At 70.0% G+C, this 15348-nt stretch carries 16 protein-coding genes; 8 read left to right on the plus strand and 8 right to left on the minus strand.

What is annotated here, in order from left to right:
• Positions 1-472: 472 nt before the first annotated feature.
• Genes KME80_RS51365 through KME80_RS46870 form a run of 3 tightly spaced genes read right to left on the minus strand, consistent with a single transcriptional unit; the run spans position 473 to position 2188 of the window.
• Positions 473-1336, minus strand: a complete 864-nt coding sequence (locus tag KME80_RS51365; RefSeq protein WP_219518471.1) for an alpha/beta hydrolase family protein — start codon at positions 1334-1336, stop codon at positions 473-475.
• A complete protein-coding gene (locus KME80_RS46865) occupies positions 1333-1623 on the minus strand; it encodes a DUF8805 domain-containing protein (RefSeq protein ID WP_219518473.1) in 291 nt (96 codons plus the stop codon). The genes KME80_RS51365 and KME80_RS46865 overlap by 4 nt, the downstream gene beginning before the upstream one ends.
• Entirely contained in the window at positions 1607-2188 is a 582-nt protein-coding gene (locus KME80_RS46870) for a TetR/AcrR family transcriptional regulator (protein ID WP_219518475.1), read from the minus strand. Before KME80_RS46870 ends, KME80_RS46865 begins: the two co-directional genes overlap by 17 nt.
• A 263-nt stretch (positions 2189-2451) precedes the next feature.
• Between KME80_RS46870 and KME80_RS46875 the strand changes: the two genes are divergently transcribed.
• Complete coding sequence (locus KME80_RS46875) at positions 2452-2949, plus strand: ABC transporter permease family protein (RefSeq protein WP_219518478.1); 498 nt, start codon at positions 2452-2454, stop codon at positions 2947-2949.
• Positions 2950-4088: 1139 nt separating this feature from the next.
• Here the strand turns inward: KME80_RS46875 and KME80_RS46880 are convergent.
• On the minus strand, positions 4089-4457 hold the full coding sequence (locus KME80_RS46880) for an ATP-binding protein (protein WP_219518509.1): 369 nt from the start codon (positions 4455-4457) through the stop codon (positions 4089-4091).
• Between the two features lie 1052 nt (positions 4458-5509).
• Here KME80_RS46880 and KME80_RS46885 point away from each other — a divergent pair.
• The 4 genes from KME80_RS46885 to KME80_RS46900 are packed head-to-tail and all read left to right on the plus strand — an operon-like array spanning position 5510 to position 9279.
• The gene (locus KME80_RS46885; RefSeq protein ID WP_219518479.1) at positions 5510-7426 is read left to right on the plus strand and encodes a sensor histidine kinase; all 1917 of its coding nucleotides are present in this window, start codon (positions 5510-5512) and stop codon (positions 7424-7426) included.
• Complete coding sequence (locus tag KME80_RS46890) at positions 7414-8097, plus strand: response regulator transcription factor (protein ID WP_219518482.1); 684 nt, start codon at positions 7414-7416, stop codon at positions 8095-8097. Before KME80_RS46885 ends, KME80_RS46890 begins: the two co-directional genes overlap by 13 nt.
• 10 nt (positions 8098-8107) lie before the next feature.
• Positions 8108-8752 carry a hypothetical protein gene (locus KME80_RS46895; RefSeq protein ID WP_219518485.1) on the plus strand — a complete coding sequence of 215 codons (645 nt, stop codon included), beginning with the start codon at positions 8108-8110 and terminating at the stop codon, positions 8750-8752.
• Between the two features lie 20 nt (positions 8753-8772).
• Entirely contained in the window at positions 8773-9279 is a 507-nt protein-coding gene (locus KME80_RS46900) for an RICIN domain-containing protein (RefSeq protein WP_219518488.1), read from the plus strand.
• Between the two features lie 107 nt (positions 9280-9386).
• On the opposite strand, the gene KME80_RS46905 is transcribed toward KME80_RS46900, so the two are convergent.
• Positions 9387-9611, minus strand: coding sequence for a type 2 periplasmic-binding domain-containing protein (locus tag KME80_RS46905; RefSeq protein ID WP_219518490.1), 225 nt, complete (start codon positions 9609-9611; stop codon positions 9387-9389).
• A 173-nt stretch (positions 9612-9784) separates the two neighbouring features.
• Entirely contained in the window at positions 9785-10930 is a 1146-nt protein-coding gene (locus KME80_RS46910; RefSeq protein ID WP_219518494.1) for an FAD-dependent oxidoreductase, read from the minus strand.
• A 129-nt stretch (positions 10931-11059) separates the two neighbouring features.
• On the opposite strand from KME80_RS46910, the gene KME80_RS46915 reads away from it, so the two are divergent.
• On the plus strand, positions 11060-11644 hold the full coding sequence (locus tag KME80_RS46915) for a TetR/AcrR family transcriptional regulator (protein ID WP_219518497.1): 585 nt from the start codon (positions 11060-11062) through the stop codon (positions 11642-11644).
• 58 nt (positions 11645-11702) lie between these two features.
• Here the strand turns inward: KME80_RS46915 and KME80_RS46920 are convergent, their stop codons facing one another.
• Entirely contained in the window at positions 11703-12497 is a 795-nt protein-coding gene (locus tag KME80_RS46920; protein ID WP_219518501.1) for a helix-turn-helix transcriptional regulator, read from the minus strand.
• Between the two features lie 83 nt (positions 12498-12580).
• Between KME80_RS46920 and ilvD the strand changes: the two genes are divergently transcribed.
• Both ilvD and KME80_RS53495 read left to right on the plus strand, forming a co-directional pair.
• Complete coding sequence (gene ilvD / locus KME80_RS46925; RefSeq protein ID WP_219518504.1) at positions 12581-14425, plus strand: dihydroxy-acid dehydratase; 1845 nt, start codon at positions 12581-12583, stop codon at positions 14423-14425.
• Between the two features lie 149 nt (positions 14426-14574).
• Positions 14575-14790, plus strand: a complete 216-nt coding sequence (locus KME80_RS53495; protein ID WP_219518506.1) for a GntR family transcriptional regulator — start codon at positions 14575-14577, stop codon at positions 14788-14790.
• A 287-nt stretch (positions 14791-15077) separates the two neighbouring features.
• Here the strand turns inward: KME80_RS53495 and KME80_RS46935 are convergent.
• The coding region (locus KME80_RS46935; RefSeq protein WP_372455454.1) for an alpha/beta fold hydrolase at positions 15078-15348 on the minus strand (271 nt) is incomplete at its 5' end.

Here is a 15348-nt window from a genome sequence, read left to right on the forward strand (position 1 = left end):
CCGTCGAGTGCGGCATCAACCGGCTCAAACGCCATCGCGGCATCGCCACCCGGTACGACAAGCTCGCCGTCCGCTACGCAGCCACCGTCCACATCGCTGCCATCAACGACTGGCTCACGATCCTTTGAAACACGGCCTAGCTGTTGCGGTTAGCTCATGCGGGGTAGGGAGGTCAGATCCGGAGTCGTTGGGGATGCAGCTGGCGATGGCGGGGGCATAATAGCGAGCGCCGAGGTCGATCAGGTCGGTGGAGGCGTCGCCGGGTCTGTCGAGGAAGCCGCGGTCGGTGACGGGCAGGTCGTCGTCGCCGCGGCGCTGGTCGAAGGCAGGTAGCGTTCGCGGTTGGCCGCGCTGGTGGTGTCGTTGACAGGCAGCTGGGCACGGCAAACCCGTTATTCATGTCGGCTCGCTGAGTCGCGTCGGGTGGCCGCCGACGGTGTCGTGAACGAGGTCGAGGTGTCGAAGCATCGTCTTAGTCATCCCGGGTTCGGGGCTCGGCGAGCGGGGTCAGAAAGTCGCCTACGAGCCGGTCATAGCGCTGCCGGTCCACGTTCCACGCCTCGGTGTGGTCCCCGCCGGGGAATTCCTCGTACTGGATGTCCCAGTTCAGGCGAGGGCCGGCGGCGGCGAGGTCGCGTGAGATCTGCACCGGGACCTGGGTGTCGGCGTCGGTGTGGAACAGGAGCAGAGGGGGTTTGACCGCGGGCGGATGGTGGATCAGGTGGAGGTCGTCCTGATCGATGCCGATGCGCCATTCCACGACGCGGCTGGAGAGCCAACCGGCGAAGGCGGGCATGCCGAACCGGCCGGCGTTCCACGCGCTGACGCGTTCCAGGTCGTACGGGGATGCGTCCATGATGACGCCGGAGACCAGATCCGCCAGGGGTGATCTCGCCAGGAACTGGCCGGTGACGAGACCGCCCATGGAGGTGCCGTAGAGAACGACGCGGCGTGCTCCCATGTCCCGGGCGGTGCGGACGGCCGCCTCGAGGTCGCGCCATTCGGTGTCGCCCAGGTGGATGAGCCCGTCCGGTGAGGCGGGGGCGCCTTCGTCGTTGCGGTAGGTGATGGCGAGGAACGGCATGCCGAGCCGGTGGACGACGGGAAGGATCTTCTGCGTCGCCTTGCGTCTGGCGTTCTGCCCGTGAATAGCGATGAACCATGTGGTGTCGTCGCCGGGGACGTGCCAGGCGGGGGCGGGACCGAGTTCCGTCGGGATCATGATTTCGGAGTAGCGCAGGCCCCAGGCGATGTCGGGGTCGCCGGGCGGGGAGACGTTGACGCTGCCGGAGGTGCCGATGGACGGGGTGGCGCCGCCGAGTATCGTGCGGGTCACCCGGCCGGGGCCCGTGACACCACGTCGCCGAGCATGGTGTGGGCGCCGCCCCATTCCAGCCAGCGGATACCAGGCTGGCGAGCGCCCGGGGTGTCCGTCAGAGTGACGGTGCCGTCGCGGGCGGCCAGCACCGTGGTGTCGCCGGGCCCCCAGCGCTGTACCTTGATCGCCTGGTCGCTGCCGAACCAGGCACCGTATCCCAGGGCGCCAGTGAGGACGGCCAGGGTCGCGGCGAGCGCGATCCAGGCCCGCCGCCGCCAGCGGCGGGGCTCACGCTCGGAGGCCATCGAATATTCTCCTCGCGGTGCGGGTGCACAGGGCGCGGAACGCTTCCTCGTCCAGGCCGATGCGTCCGCCGAGATAGAGCTGGATGAGGCCCTGGCCGGCGGCCGACAGCGTCATCGCCACTTCGAGCGGATCGTCTTGCCGCAGCAGCCCGGTGCGCATGCCTTCCTCAACCATTGAGACGATCTTGGTGAAGGCGGGCGAGCCGCCTCTAGTGAAGTCGTCGGGGAACCGTCGTGCTTGTTCGCGCCGATCGGTCATGAGGAAGCGGTAGAGGTGCGGGCTGCCCAGGGCGAAGTCCAGCAGGTCGGCCAAGAGGCCCAGGGCGCGGGTTTCCCAGTCGCCTTCGCTGACGCGTGCTCCCCAGTCTTCGCCGAGTTCGCGGAAGGTGCGATCAGCTACCTCGGTCAGGAGCGCCTCACGGTTCGGGTAGTGCTTGTAGATCGCCATGGCTGTGATGCCGACCGAATCCGCGACGCGTCGCATGGTGACGGCCTCGACACCCTCGGTCACGAGGATGGACCGGGCCGCCTCGGCGACCCGGTCCGCCGTCTTCATCTCTCTCATGTCTACAACGTATACCCGAAAGGTGTATCTTGTATACCGGCGTGGAAGTGGGCGGCGATCCCCGCGTGCTGGGGTAAGTACATGCGGCAGGGAGGCCCTTCCAACCTGGGTCGCCAGCTTCAGCAAGGGCGGCGAGCCCGTCGCCGGGCCGTCACAAGCAAGACGCATCGCCTTCGCCGCCCCTCCAAGGGCATGCTGCCGGCCCAGCTCGGCGCGTTGGCGGTGCTGTTCCTGTTCCCGCAGACGAAGAGGGCGACGCCTCGATGGAGGACCCGTTCAACTACCTGGAGATAGCGAGCTACGGCGAGGGCGTCGGTACGTACGCCACCAACAGCATGCTCGTCTCCGCGCTGACCGTCGGCGGCACGCTCGTCATGTCGGCGCTCGGCGGTTACGCCTTCGCCCGCTTCGACGCCCGGGTAAGAACCCCCTGTTCCTGGCCACGCTGGCGAGCCTCATGGTGCCGTACGCGATCATCCTCATCGCGCTGTATGTGCTGCTCGGCCACCTCGGGCTGCAACTCGCTGGTCGAGCTGTCGCCGGTATTCGTCATGTTCCAGCTGCCGTTCACGCTGTTCATGATGCGCAACGCGCTCGAGGCGATCCCGGGCGAACTGCAGGAGGCGGGCGTTCTCCCGCATCCTGCTGCACGCCGTACTGCGCTCGTCACGGCCGGCCTGTTCGCCTTGCCAGCCTCGTGGAACGACTCGTTCGCGCCGCTCAGCCCGCTCAACGACGGTTTGACGTCGACCCTCCACTGACAAGCCCGCATCTAGCGGCCGAACGCGTTGCGTAATCACTCGATCGCCTTGGATAATGGCGGCGGTGGGCCACACGCTGTGAGGGGAGCCCGCCGAACTGCCCGCCCCACGCCCAGCGGCCATCGGCCGGGGCCGGGCAGTTCCCTCCCGGCTGCCGACGCGCACCGGCGCCCACCCAGCGCCCCAGGAGTCCAGCGCTGTGTAGTGGATTTCAATCTTCACAGGCGGGCTGTGTTCTTCGGTGAGTTGACATGTCTGTCTTATTCGCGGTCGAACGCCCAAGCATCCGCCACTGGCCCGGCATGCCCGAGCGTGTCAGGTTGATCACTGCGCGGACCCGCGGCAAGGACAAGACCGCCAAGACCGGCATGGCGATAGTCGCCCCCTGGATAGCCGACGTCTTCGACACCGCCTACACCCCCAACCCCGCCGACCGCCGCAAACCCCCTCGTCTCACCCCGCCTGTGGCGCGGGTGTTGGTCCGCCACAGCCCGGCACCCTGCTCAGGACCAGAATTCAGGCAGAAGCCGCCCTTATCGCTCAATCGCAGCATGAGACAGGCGCGGAAGGACATGGCGCGCTGCTCGTAACACGACTGCCGTCGTGATCAACACATGACGGATCGTCGGCAGCTTTCGCCGCCACAGGAGCAGAACCGCTGCCCGGCTATGGCGCTTGTGCTCTCCAGCGTCCCGGTTGTGCTCGCCGGCATAAGCCCGCCCGTAGAACCGCGTCATACAGCCAAACCGGACGACATCGCCGCAGGTCACGGTGTGCGACTGCCCAGAGAACGTCTCCCCCCGCATGAAGGGAACCCGCCCAAAGACTTCCATGCTCTGCACGCAGGCATGGACTGGCTGGCGGCCCGCCGACGTCGTACGACGAGGAACGGCAGTCAGCCACAGGGCCGTAAATCGCGCGTGCCCGGTGCCGCTCGGCGTCGTCAGCACAACGCACCCAAAGTACTGGGATATCCACGAACCATTGCCGATCACATCCGCGGTCGTGTGGCCAGCGGGAGACCACCGACCGGTCGTTTAAGTCAAGCCGCCCGGGAGCTCCCGGATACACACCGTCATTTGGGCCGTGCGACGCGGTTCTTACCAGAATCTCACATACTGCCGCCCGACATACTGCCGCTACGCCGCCTGCCATGGACGCGTGTGCATACGCAGATGCAGGTGAGCCCTGCCCGCTTCGTGTTCCAGTCGGACTTCGTCACACAAGGTGCGGACCAGCAGCAGTCCGGCGCCGCCGCCTCGGTCGAGGTCCGGCTGGGTGTGCAGGTGGCTCTCGGTCAGGGTGTCGGCGGTATCGACGACGTCCAGGCTCACCCCGTCGGCGTCGAGCCAGGCGATGAGAGTGCCGCGGCCGCCGCCGTGGCGCAGCACATTGGTGGCGGCCTCGTGGGCGGCGATCACCAGGTCATGCAGCCGCTGCCCGGAAAGGCCGGCCCTGGCACCGAAGGCGTGGACCCGTTGGCGCAGGGCCGTGAGGTCAGTGGTGATCGGTCACTGCATCCGAAATCCGGGAATCATGTCGCAGCCTGCCTTTCGCCGGGGCGAACCTGGTTGTCCCCTGCCCGAGAAGGTGGACAGCATGCCAGGCGGCGTGCCGACTTGACGCTGGTCAACACGTGCGAAGGCGCGTGGTAGAGCGGTGGCGGCTCGCCCTGCGAGGCCGAGCGGCACCGCAGGCCACACCCTTTCGCCGGTCCCCGTAGCAGCCACGTTCATCGCCGCTCGGTGATGGCCGTCGCGCAGACCAGGCGCACGCGCTCAGTGTCGTCCAGGCCGTGCCTCCGGAGCCGGTGCGACAGCAGCATCCGTTGCAAGGTCGCCAGGCGATTGCGGGCGTCGCCCTGGCCGTCCCAATCACGCACCGAGGCCCATACGCCCCACGCAGTATGCCGTCGTCCTCGGCCTACTGCCGTCGCTGACCATAGAAGTCGTAGATCCAGGATGCGTCTAACCTGGACAGGATCCAGATGGTTTCGGCGACCGCGAACGCGGCGTTCAGGACATGTGCCGGAGGAGCGTAGAGCAGACGGGCGCGAGGCCGTTCCAGGAGCAGCCGTACGTCCAGCCCTTCACGCGTCTGCATGCCACGCGGCCTGACCTTCTCCCGTTCAGGGTCAGGCGGATCGCGCCGGAGAACAGCTCGGCGATCATGCCACCGGAGATGGTTGTCACTGGATTCCCTTCCGGGCTCAAGGACAGAGGAATGTGCGGATGTGCGAGGCGCCATTGCCCTCGCCCTTGACGCTGTGCACCTGGCACTCGTCGGAGCCGGCCCGGCGGATCGCGACGGGCAACAGACAGGGTCGCAGTCGATCACCCGGCCGACGACGGTGGTCACCGCCCGGTCTACGGACGGGTTGACCCAGGTGGAAACAGTCGTCACGCGCCCGCCGGCGACTGTGGAGCGACATCCCCGGCCCGTCTCGCCGAAGTTTCTCGGTCGCGATCGCACGGCTGACCTACGCGGAAGCTCACGGGCTCGGGCCCGCATCGGTGCTAGCACGGTTCCCACGCCGAGACACACCTGCGACCATGTGCAGATGAAGGGTTCGGTCGCGTTGCGGTCGGCCGGTGCCATCGTCGTCCTGACGACCGCGGCGGCGGCGGTCAGCGCCTACTTCGCCGGGTTCCGCTACGGCGGCGACGCTCCCGTCTTCGTCATGACCCTGACGGCCGCCGTGCTCACCACCGCGGGTGTCGGCATCTCGCTGACGGATCGATCCGTCGCGCGATGGCTCAACCTGACGGCAGCGGCGCTGTTCGCCTACCTTGCCACGATCGCCGCGGCAAGCTGGTACGCGGGCGTGCTCGGGCACCGGGACCTACTGGCCAGATCCCTGGTCGGCGCGGCTGGGGCAGGATACATCCTGGCGATCGCCCTGCTCCAGGCGTGTTTCCTGGCCGCTGTCGGGCGGTCGGCGACCCTCCTGATCTGCTACGCCGCGGCCTTCACCCTGGCCTCCGTCCTGCTCCTGCCGGATGCGGCCTTCTCCGGCCTCGAACCGGTGCTGCACGCACCAGCGCTGGAGTCGGCGATCTGGATCGCCGCTCTGCCATGGATGGCGTCGGTGCTCGCAGGTCCGATCGCCGCGTGGCGGGCACTGGCCCGGACGCGTGGAGCCGGGCGGCACCGGACACTGATGATCGCAGTGATCTCTCTGGTGCCCATCGGCACCGTGCTCTTCGCCGCGCTGTCGGCGCTGCTCGCCCTCGCCCTGGACGTGATGTCACCCGCCATCGGCGAGACCGGGCAGGCCCTGGCCTTCGGCGTGCCTTTCGTGGTGTCGGCCGCAGGGCTGTACGGCGCGCGCTTCACCGGCCCCGAGGCAGTCGCCCGAACCGTCACGGTCGTCGTCGGCTCGCTGATCGGGCTCGTGGTCGTGGCGCTCAGCGTGGTCCTGGGCACCTGGCTCGGCAGCGGGGCCCTGCTCCCCATCGTCATCGGGACCCTCGGCGTGGCCGGGACGGCGGCCGGCGTGCGCCGGCGGGTGGTCAGGCAACTGCTGCTGCACACGGACCCGATGCGTGCTCGTGCCGCCGCGCTCGTCCACGAAGCCGGCGCCGGTGGCCGGGCCGCCCCGGCACGTACGGCACAGGTCGTTCTCGCCGACCTCGACCCTAGGGCGCGGCTGTTGCTGCGGCTGCCGCAGGAACGAGGGTGGGCCGACGCAGAGGGGAACCACCATCCGGAGCCCGGTCCGGGAACATCGGTGCCGGACGCCGACGGCCGCATTCACGCACACGTCCGCCACACCGGGGATCTGGACCTCGACGGGGTGCTCGCCGAAGTCGGCATGCTGATCGAACTGGCCGTGCTCGAGGCGGCCGTACGCGACCAGGAAGGCCGGGTCGCCGCCGAACGGGCGCGTGCCGACCACGCTGCGGCCGTCGAGCGGCGCCGCCTGGAGCGCGACCTGCACGACGGGGTCCAGGGACGGCTGCTCGCTCTGGCGCTGGAGCTGCGGATGGCCCAGCGCGAACTCGGCGACGCCGCCGCCCGGCTCGTCCTGTCCGATGCCGTCGACCGGCTGTCGGCGGCCATCGAGGAGCTCCGCACGCTCGCCTCGGGAACCGCGCCCGAGATCCTCACCTGCGAGGGGTTAGGCGCGGCGTTGATCGACCTGTCGCATCGCATGCCCGTACCGATCACCGTCACAGCTCCCGCTGCCAGGCTTCCGCCGGAGACCGAGGCCATCGCCTATCTGGTCGTGTGCGAGGCCGTGACCAACGTGCTCAAACACGCGCACGCCGGCGAGGTGCAAGTCGAGGTCACCCGGACGGGCGAGTACGCCGTGGTGACGGTCGCCGACGACGGCGGGGGCGGGGCCGACATGCGCGCCGGAAGCGGATTACGCGGGCTGTCCGAGCGTGTGTCCACCGCTGGTGGACGGCTCGTCGTCAGCGATCGGCGCCCGCACGGCACCCTCCTGGAGGTGACCCTGCCGTGCGCGTGGTGATCGCGGAGGATCTCGTCCTGCTCCGGCAGGCTCTCTGCCGCATCCTCGTGCAGGACGGCATCACCGTGGTGGCGCAGGTGGGTGATGCCGACGCCCTGGTGTCCGCAGTGGTCTCCGAGCGCCCCGACCTGGTGATCGCCGACGTGCGGATGCCGCCCACCTTCACCGATGAGGGCGCCCGGGCTGCCCTGATCCTGCGAGAACGCTTCCCCGAGCTGGCCGTGGTGGTGCTCTCCCACGTCGTGGAGCCGACGCTCGCCATGCGGTTGGCCGCCGACCGGCCCGCCCGCTTCGGATACCTGCTGAAGGACCGCGTGCTGGACATCGACGACTTCATGGCGGCGATCCACCGGGTCATGGACGGCGGCACCGCGCTCGACGAGCACGTCGTGGCCCACTGGCTCGGCGGCGCTCCGCGCGCTGGGCCAGCCGCGCTCAGCGCCCGCGAGCGGGAGGTCCTCGGGCTGCTCGCGCAGGGGCTGAGCAACGTCGCGATCTCCGCGCGCCTGTTCGTCTCCGAGCGCACGGTCGACTCCCACCTCTCCTCGATCTTCGTCAAGCTCGGCCTACCACCGAGCGCCGAGCACAACCGCCGGGTCCGCGCGGCCCTGGCCTGGTTGCGCGGCGAAACCCGTGCTAACCCCGATGTGCGGCCTGATCAGCCTATTTAGCGTTATCAGCATGACAACAAGCACCGAGCAAGCCGTACCTGGTACACGCTCGCGGCACCTGCTCGTCCTGGTGTCGCTCCTCGGCCCCGCCGCGATGGCCGGCTGGGCGCTCGCGCTGCCGTACCAGTTGAGTGACGAGCCGGCCGCCTGGATCCCCAAGCTGGTCGCCGATCCGGGCCGCGCACAACTCGCGATGTGGATGCTGCTGCTGTTCGCCCTCACCGCCGCCGCAGGCGCCGTCGTCGTCGGCCTGGTGGCCCGCCGCGCCTCGCGGCGGCTGGGCACCGCGGGCATGATCCTCACCCTGGCCGGGTTCGGCGCCCTGAGCTTCTCGGGCGCCGGCTACGACGCCGCCGCCGCCGCGACGGTGCGGGCCGGGCTGGACGTGCCCACAGCCGAGCGCGTACTGGCCCAGCTGGGAACGTTCCAGGCGCCCACGGTGGGCACCGCCCTGTTCGTGCCCGCGATGTTCCTGGGCGTCGCCCTCCTGGCCGTCGCCCTGTGGCGCGGCCGTGCCATCCCTCGCTGGGCCTGCGTCCTGCTGCTGGCCGCGATCCCGGTGGTGCTGGTCGGCGGGTACGTCGCCACCGCGGTGAACGCACTCGGCTGGCTCCTGATCGCCCTCGGCTTCGGCCTGGCCGCTCGTTCGATCTGATCAACCCGAGAGGAAAGACCATGTTCCTGCGAACCGTCACCATCACCATGACTGTGGCCGGCACCCTCACCCTCGGCGGAGCTGCCGCCCAGGCCACTGCGCCCACACACTACAAGATCGTCGCCAAGCACAGCGGCAAGTGCCTGGACGTCCTCGGCGGCCGCACCGGTCACGGAGCCCCCACACACCAGTGGACCTGCCTGAAGGGGGTCGACAGCCAGATCTGGGAGGCGCGCAGGTTCGATGACGGCGCCTACGTTCTCATCGCTCAGCACAGCAAGCGGTGTCTGGACGTCTCCCACGCGGGCCGCGAGGACCGGGTGCCGGTGGTTCAGGCGAACTGCCGCTTCACCGACAACCAACGGTGGTGGATCAAGCAGAACGCCGACGGCACCTCCCGGCTCATCGCCAAGCACAGCGGCAAGTGCCTGGACGTGGCCTGGGCCGAACACGGTAACGGCGGCCGGATCGTCCAGTCACGGTGCTGGGGCGGGAACAACCAGAGATGGCAGCTCAAGAATGCCTAGTCCTGAAGGTGCTCCCGTGCTGCGCTCGGGAGCACCTTCGTCCACGGCAGATGACGCGGGCACCTCGGCGTCACGCAGGGGACCGATCCGGCCCCGTTCATGGCGGCTCAGTTCCTGGGGCCGAGGTCACGGACGACCTGCGCGAGTGCGCGGATGAGATCGTTCTCGGCCTCGCTGCGCCACACCAGGGCGTACGGCAGGACGCCCATGTCGCGGACCGGCAGGTAGGCGATGTCGGGCCGTACCCAGTACCGGCTCATGTGGGCGGGGAAGAGGGTGACGACCTCGCCCACGCTGGTGAGCAGCAACCCCTCCTCGGTACTCCGCACCATGGGGCCGCGCTCGATCGGCCGGCCACGACCGGTGTAGGGCGGTATGTAGCCGTCGAACCACCCGCCGACCCCGGCCGGGATGTCAGGGTGACGGAAGTCGGCAACCGTCTCGAGGGTGAGCCGGCCATGCCGGGTGAGCTCATGGTCGGCCGCCTCCTCATCCTGGTGAGGCGTCAGGGCTGGAGGGTGTCGTCGCGGGCGAAGTCGGGGAGTTCGTCGGACAGCAAGTGTTCGGCGGCGCCTTCCAGGAGGCGGGCCATCTCGGTGGAGCGGGGCAGCATGGTGTGCTCGTAGGCGCGGATGGCGTCGTCGACGGTGGGGGCGCCGGCGAGCGCGAGGGCGAGTTCGGCGGCGTCGAGCATGGCGAGGTTGACGCCGACGCCGAGCGGGGGCATGAGGTGGGCGGCGTCGCCGAGGAGGGTGACCGTCGGGCTGTGCGCCCAGGTGTGGGGTGCGGGTAGTACGTGGATGGGACGGTCGACGTAGGGGCCGTCGTTGTCGCTGATCAGACGGCGCAGGGCGGGGGACCAGCGCGCGTACTTCGTCAGGAGCAGAGCGCGGATGACGTCGGTGTCGTCGACGGTCAGCCCGTTCTGGTTGATCCAGTCGGCGGGGGTGCGCTGGATGATGTAGACGCGGATGCGGTTGCCGCCGTTGCGCTGGGCGAACAGGCCGCGCTCCCCGTCGGCCGCGGCGGCGCTGCCCGGTCCGACGAGGTCGGCGATGTCGGGGTGGCGTTCGTCGACGTCGGAGAACCACGCCTCCAGGAAGCTCACTCCGCTGTAGTGGGGGACGGCGGGTGACACGGCGGGCCGGACCCGGGAGAAGGCGCCGTCGGCGCCGATGACCAGGTCCGTCTCGACGGTGCCGCCATCGGCGAAGTGCAGCAGCCGGGGGCCGTCGGCGGGGCCGCTGATCGCGGTGAGGGCGCGGCCCCACTGCACCGTCCCTGGCTGGAGGGAGTCCAGCAGGAGGATGCGCAGCCGCCCGCGGTCGATCTCCGGTTTGCAGAGCTCGCCGTCGCCGGGGACGTGGTGGAACACGAGCCGACCGTCGTAGTTCAGCTGGCGCATCTCCTGCCCCTCGGGACGGGCGAGGTCGAAGAACGCCTCCAGGAGGCCGGCCTCGCGCAGCGCGAACTGGCCGTCGTCGACACGCAGGTCCAGGGTGCCGCCTTGGTCACGGGCGTCCGGGCCGGCGTCGCGGTCGTGGACGGTGACCGCCAGACCGTGTCGCTGCAGGATGCGGGCACAGGTCAGGCCGCCCGGCCCGGCGCCGATGACGCTGATGCGGGCGTTGCGGGGCGCGGGAGAAGTCATGGCTGTTTCCTTCATCGGTGGTGGTCAGCGACTCAAGCATTGAGGAGACTAAGTACAAAAGTGCAATGAGTCAACTAAGCAACTGAGTCCATTATTTGCATCATGCCACCATCGGGCTATGCTTGATCCATGACTGTGTCCTCCGCCGGCCGCCGCGAGCGCAAGAAGGCCGCCACACGGCAGGCGATCGCCGACGCGGCCCTGCGGCTTTTTCTCCTACGGGGTTACGACCAGGTGAGCATCCGTGACATCGCCGATGCCGCCGACGTGTCGACCACCACGGTGTTCAAGCACTTCACCGGCAAGGAAGCACTCGTCTTCGACGAGGACGAGGAGCGTGAGGCACAACTCATGGCCGCGGTCACGCAGCGCGCGCCCGGCCAGAGCGTTCTCGACGCCCTCCGCCGGCATTTCCTGGACACCTGGATCCGGATCGAGACCCATCCCCAGCGAGCAGAGTTCGCCCACCTGGTGGAGTCCACACCCGAACTGCGCGCCTACGCCGAGCGCATGTGGACCCGGCACACCGAAGCCCTCGCCGCGGCCGTCGCCGACGCGTTCGGCGCCGGCCACGACGACCTCGCCTGCGCCGCCCTCGCTCGCTACGTGCTGGACATCCCTGCCCTCGTCCGTGGCCGCCACGACCTCCAGGTCGCCGTCGAGACGATCTTCGACCTCCTGGCCCACGGCTGGCGCCCACCCGCCACCGGCTGACGGGCGGCAACACCGTGCGACCAGGTCCACCGCCCGCCGCCGGGGCCCGGCGGGCGCGTCAGCAGCTCGGGGTGTAGATGACCACGTGCAGATCGGGGTGGTCGGCAGGGGCCAGGCGGTGGTGCTCGAAGTGCCGCACCCCCTGGATCGGGTGGTCGAACACGCGGATACGGGAGGTGAAGCCCTCGATCCGGTGGTCCTGCCAGGCCGTACGGAAGGCCGCGCTCGTCGCCAGCAGGCGCTGGATGGCCGGGGAGCCGGCCAGGTCTCCGAGCCGGGGCCCGGCCTCGGCCCGGAACTCGGCGACGAAACGGCGGCTCGTCACCTCCCAGTCCGGCAGCAGATCGCGGACGTAGGGATCGGTGAACACCAGCCACAGCAGGTTGCGCTCCTCCGGGGCGACGGTGGCGACGTTCGGATACAGGTCAAGGTAGGCGGCGTTCCATCCGGTGATCGTCCAGTCGGGCGCGATGGCGTAGGCGGGGAATCCGACGAGCGCGTCGAGCAGCCTCTGCACGTGGCCGGGAGCGGTGTGGGCCGCTGGTCCCCCGGGCTCGGCGAGCGGGGCGTACCCGGCCAGGGACAGCACATAGGCATGCTCGGCGGGGGTCAGCAGCAGCGTGCGGGCCAGGGCGTCCAGGACGTGCCGGGAGGGCTGGATGTCACGGCCCTGCTCCAGCCACGTGTACCAGGTGGCGCTGACCTGGGAGAGAGTGGAGACCTCCTCGCGGCGCAGGCCACCCCGGCGGCGGGGACCGGCCGGGGGCAGGCCGACCGCTGTCGGGTTCAGCCGGGCTCGCCTGGCGCGCAGGAAGTCGCCCAGTTCCTTGCGCCGCTCCGCTGCCGTTCCCATGGACGCAGGATAGGTACTGGTAGCCGGACTACTAGCATTCGGGCCGTCTTCGCGGTACGCCCGCGCACCGCGAAGATCGGGCCATGCCCCAGTTGAGATCCCGTACCGTCACCCATGGCCGCAACATGGCCGGGGCGCGCGCCCTGATGCGCGCCTCCGGCGTGCCCGGCGCGGACATCGGCGTCAAGCCGGTGATCGCGGTAGCCAACAGCTTCACCGAGTTCGTCCCCGGTCACACCCATCTGCAGCCCGTAGGCCGAATCATCGGTGAGGCCATCGGCGCGGCGGGCGGCATCGCGCGCGAGTTCAACACCATCGCGATCGACGACGGCATCGCCATGGGACACGCGGGGATGCTGTACTCGCTGCCCTCCCGGGAGTTGATCGCCGACTCCGTCGAGTACATGGTGCAGGCGCACTGCGCGGACGCCCTGGTCTGCGTCTCCAATTGTGACAAGATCACGCCGGGGATGCTGCTGGCCGCGCTGCGGCTGAACATCCCCACGGTGTTCGTCTCGGGCGGCCCCATGGAGGGCGGCCGGGCGGTGCTGTCCGACGGCACGGTCCGCACCGGCCTCACCCTGGTCACCGCCATGTCCGAGGCGGTCAACACCGCCGTCTCCGATGCCGACATGGCGGCCGTCGAGGAGGCGGCCTGCCCGACCTGCGGTTCGTGCGCCGGGATGTTCACGGCCAACTCCATGAACTGTCTCCTCGAGGCTCTCGGGCTGGCCCTGCCCGGCAACGGCACCACCCTGGCCACCCACACCGCCCGCAGGGCCCTGTACGAGCGGGCCGGGCGGACCGTCGTGGAGCTCGTCGAGCGGTACTACGGCAAGGATGACGCCACCGTGCTGCCCCGGGCGATCGCCTCCCGGGCGGCGTTCGACAACGCGATGGCCTTGGACCTGGCCATGGGTGGCTCCACCAACACCGTGCTGCACCTGCTCGCCGCCGCCCACGAGGCCGAACTGGACTACGGCCTGTCCGACATCGAGTCGCGTTCGCGCGAGGTGCCGTGCCTGTGCAAGGTGGCCCCCAGCAGCGCGTACCTGATGGAGGACGTCCATCGGGCCGGCGGCGTCCCCGCCCTGCTGGGTGAGCTGCACCGCGCCGGGCTGCTGCGCGAGGACGTCCGGGCCGTCCACGCCGGCTCGCTCGCCGAATGGCTGTCCGGCTGGGACGTCCGCGCCCCCTCGCCCTCCCCCGAGGCGACCGGTCTCTTCCTCGCCGCTCCGGGGGGCGTCCGCTCCGCGTCCGCCTTCTCCCAGTCGGCCCACTGGGAATCGCTGGACCTGGACGCGGTGAAGGGCTGCATCCGCGACACCGCCCACGCCTACGCGGCCGACGGCGGTCTTGCCGTGCTGCGGGGCAACCTGGCTCCGGACGGGGCGGTGGTCAAGTCCGCCGGCGTCCCCGACGGCATGAGCGTGTTCACCGGCGAAGCCGTGGTCACCGACTCCCAGGACGAGGCGGTGGAAGCGATCCTGTCCGGGCGGGTGCGCCCGGGCAGTGTGCTGGTCATCCGCTACGAGGGCCCGCGCGGCGGTCCGGGCATGCAGGAAATGCTGTATCCGACGGCCTACCTCCAGGGCCGGGGCCTCGCCCACTCCGTGGCCGTCGTCACCGACGGCCGCTTCTCCGGCGGCAGTTCCGGCTTGTCCGTCGGCCACATCTCGCCTGAGGCCGCCGCCGGAGGACCGCTGGCCCTCGTCGCCGACGGCGACCTGATCACCATCGACATCCCGGCCCGCACCTTGCGCCTTCAGGTGTCCGAGCCACAGCTTGCCGCCCGCCGCGTCGACAGGGAGAGGTCGGGTTATCGGCCACGCCGCCCCCAGCGGGCCGTTTCGGCGGCTTTGCGCGCGTACGCGGCCCTGGCCCAGTCTGCCGACAAGGGCGCCGTGCGCGCCCTGCCCAGCGACTGACCGCATCGGAAGGGGCCCCATGCCGCGGTCCCTGCTGGTGAGGCGTTCGCGCTGGTCGGCACGGGTGGCGTAACACTGGCGTAACGGGCGGCGGCTAGCGTGGCCGGCATGGACCGCAGCGGGAAGGCGGCCGGTGCCCCGGCCGCGGAGTGGGGGTCGTCGCGGCCCCGGGCCGAGCGCGCCCGGCGGGTGGCCGACGTGCACGGCGGCAGATCACGGAGGACCGCCTCGGCGGCGCGCTGCCGGACGAGCGAACCCTCGGCCGGCAGCTGGGAGCCTCCCGCAACGCGGTCCGTGAAGCGCTCGGCCTGCTCCGGCAGAAGGGCCTGATCACGCGACGGCGCGGGGTGGCACCACTGTGGTGATGCCCAAGTACGGGCACACACCTTTGAAGTTCATGTCAACGGTGTGATCGAAGTCGGTCTCGGTGATGTCGCGAAGGGTGCGAAGGCGTCAGAGCCTTGAGGTCGGCTGTATCTGCCACCACGCCGAGAGCGCACGGACCGGGCACGGCGGTGGGCTGGTCCACGCGTTGCCGGGTGCGGCCGGTGACGATCACGTGGGCGCCTTCGGCGATGAAGGCGGCGTGCGGCGGCCAGTCCAGTGCCGCTCGTGCCGCCGGTGATCAGGGCGGCCATGTCGGTGAAGCGTGTCATGCGAGTGCTGCAGAGATCCAGTCGGCGGCCGTGGCCAGCCAGTCGGGACGGGCGTTGCCGAGCAGGTGGTCGCCATGTGGCAGCCACACGTAGCGCCCGCGCGGTGCCAGGCGGGCCAGCGGCTCGCCGTTGGTCACGCCGGGGATGACGTCCTGGCCGCCGTCGATGACCAGCAGCGGGCAGGTGATCTGCGGAGCGAGGGCGGACACGTCCACCTGGCCGGCGAAGCGGCGGGCCGCCTCTTCGCCACCGGCCCGCTGGATGAGG

Source organism: Nonomuraea ceibae (genome assembly GCF_019396325.1).
Taxonomy (GTDB): Bacteria; Actinomycetota; Actinomycetes; order Streptosporangiales; family Streptosporangiaceae; genus Nonomuraea; species Nonomuraea ceibae.